2 protein-coding genes are annotated in these 1,912 nt (G+C 68.8%); both read left to right on the plus strand.

The window, feature by feature from the left end:
- Positions 1–205: 205 nt before the first annotated feature.
- Entirely contained in the window at positions 206–445 is a 240-nt protein-coding gene (locus KS423_RS48700) for a transposase (RefSeq protein WP_224285377.1), read from the plus strand.
- Positions 408–1,895 (plus strand): transposase, encoded by a 1,488-nt coding sequence (locus tag KS423_RS44535; protein WP_224285378.1) that lies wholly within the window; start codon positions 408–410, stop codon positions 1,893–1,895. Before KS423_RS48700 ends, KS423_RS44535 begins: the two co-directional genes overlap by 38 nt.
- Positions 1,896–1,912 lie beyond the last annotated feature (17 nt).

Below are 1,912 nucleotides of genomic sequence, written 5' to 3' on the forward strand. Positions count from 1 at the left end.
GGATGCTGTTGGTGATCTTCACTGGGGAGGGTGAGGCTGACGGCTTTGCCGGTCGCTGGCCCTGTGCGCCTGCTGTCCTGATCTGGAGATCCGAGCAGGTTGAAGGGGGCTGGTTGCGGTGGCGATGGGCTCGTGGCCGGGGCGGGAGATTCCAGCTCTGACGACGCAGATGGCACGGGCGAGCAATCCTCGGGGGACTGCGGCGATGTGGGTGCGGGACCATCTGGACGGGCTGTTCGTCGATGAGGACTTTGCCGAGTGGTATCCGGTCGACGGGCGGCGCGGTCTGTCGCCGGCGCGGCTCGCGTTGGTGTCGGTACTGCAGTACGCCGAGAACCTGACGGACCGACAAGCCGCCGAGGCGGTCCGCTGCCGTCTGGACTGGAAATTACTGCCTGGGACTGGAGTTGGACGATCGGGGGTTCGACTTCTCGGTACTCAGTGAGTTCCGTGACCGGATGGCCGAGGGCGACCGTGCGGACCGGCTGCTCGCGGTGATGGTGGACCGTCTGGTGGAAGCAGGCCTGGTCAAGCGCCGCGGGCGTCAGCGCACCGACTCCACCCACGTCCTGGCGGCAGTACGGCGCCTGGACCGGATCGAGCTGGTGGGCGAGACCATGCGCGCTGCCCTGGAGGGGCTGGCACGCGCTGACGGGGAATGGCTGTCCGCCCTGGTCACGGACGACTGGGCTCGCCGCTACGGCCGGCCGGTGCGCTACGACCGGCTGCCCAGGGAGACGAAGGAGCGAGAGCGGTACGCCCTGGCGGTCGGCGAGGACGGCATGCGCCTGCTGCGAGCCGTCCTCGGGCCCGGTACCCCGGTCCGGCTGCGGGCATTGCCGCAGGTGGAGGTCCTGCGGCAGGTCTGGGTCCAGCAGTACTGGTACGACGAGGAGGGCCGCCTGGGCTGGCGCGGGCCCAAGCAGACCCGCGACCGGCTGAGCCGGCGCCACAGCCCCCGGCGCTCGATGTCCGCAGAAGCCTCCGACGGGCGGCCCGACCCCGCCTCGGCCCGGGCCCCGTGGTCGTCGGTCGAGATCGTCTCGCCCCACGACCCGCAGGCCCGCTTCAGCCACAAACCCGGCAAGGCCGAGTGGGTCGGCTACAAGGACCACCAGACCGAGACCTGCGACACCGGCCTGCCGAACGTGATCGTGCACGTCGCCACCACGCCGGCACCCGAGCAGGACATCGACACCCTCGAACGGATCCACATCGACCTTGCCGCGCGAGACTTGGCGCCGTCCGAGCACTTGGTCGACGGCGGATACACCAGCCCCGCCACCATCCACCGGGCCAGGACCGTCTACGGGATCGACCTGGTCGGCCCGGTCCGGCTCCCACCCAGGACACGGGCACTACCGGGTTTCAACAAGGAAGACTTCCATCCCAACTGGGAGGAAAGAACGCTCACTTGCCCCAACGGCGCTACCAGCCCGCCCTGGAAAGCGACACTCGCCGACGGCCAGCCACGCCTGTCCGTACTCTTTCCCCGGGCCGTCTGCCGGGCCTGCGACGACCGCCCCAGGTGCACCGGAAACATCGACGGCAAGGGCCGCCACCTCCTGCTGCTGCCACAACCCCTGCAGGAGATCCAGAACCGCGTAAGGAAAGATCAACAGACCCGGCCCTGGAAGGACCGATACGCCATGCGGGCAGGCTGCGAAGCCACCGTCTCCGAGACCGTCCATGCCCACGGCCTGCGCAACTGCCGCTACCGCGGCACCGCGAAGACCCACGTCCAACACGTCCTCACCGCGGCCGGAACCAACATCATCCGCCTCAGCCAGCACCGTGACGATGGCAGATCAGCCGACCATCGAACAGGCCCAACCACCCGCTTCCAGCAACTGTGCCAACCACCGGGTGGCGGGACTCGAACCCGTCACTCATGAAGATCACCAACAGCATC

The organism is Streptomyces sp. LS1784 (assembly GCF_020103755.1).
GTDB lineage: Bacteria > Actinomycetota > Actinomycetes > Streptomycetales > Streptomycetaceae > Kitasatospora.

What these genes read in the sequence shown, in the direction of transcription:
- KS423_RS48700 (WP_224285377.1), top strand. Translation starts at nt 206, where the DNA reads ATGTGGGTGCGGGACCATCTGGACGGGCTGTTCGTCGATGAGGACTTT.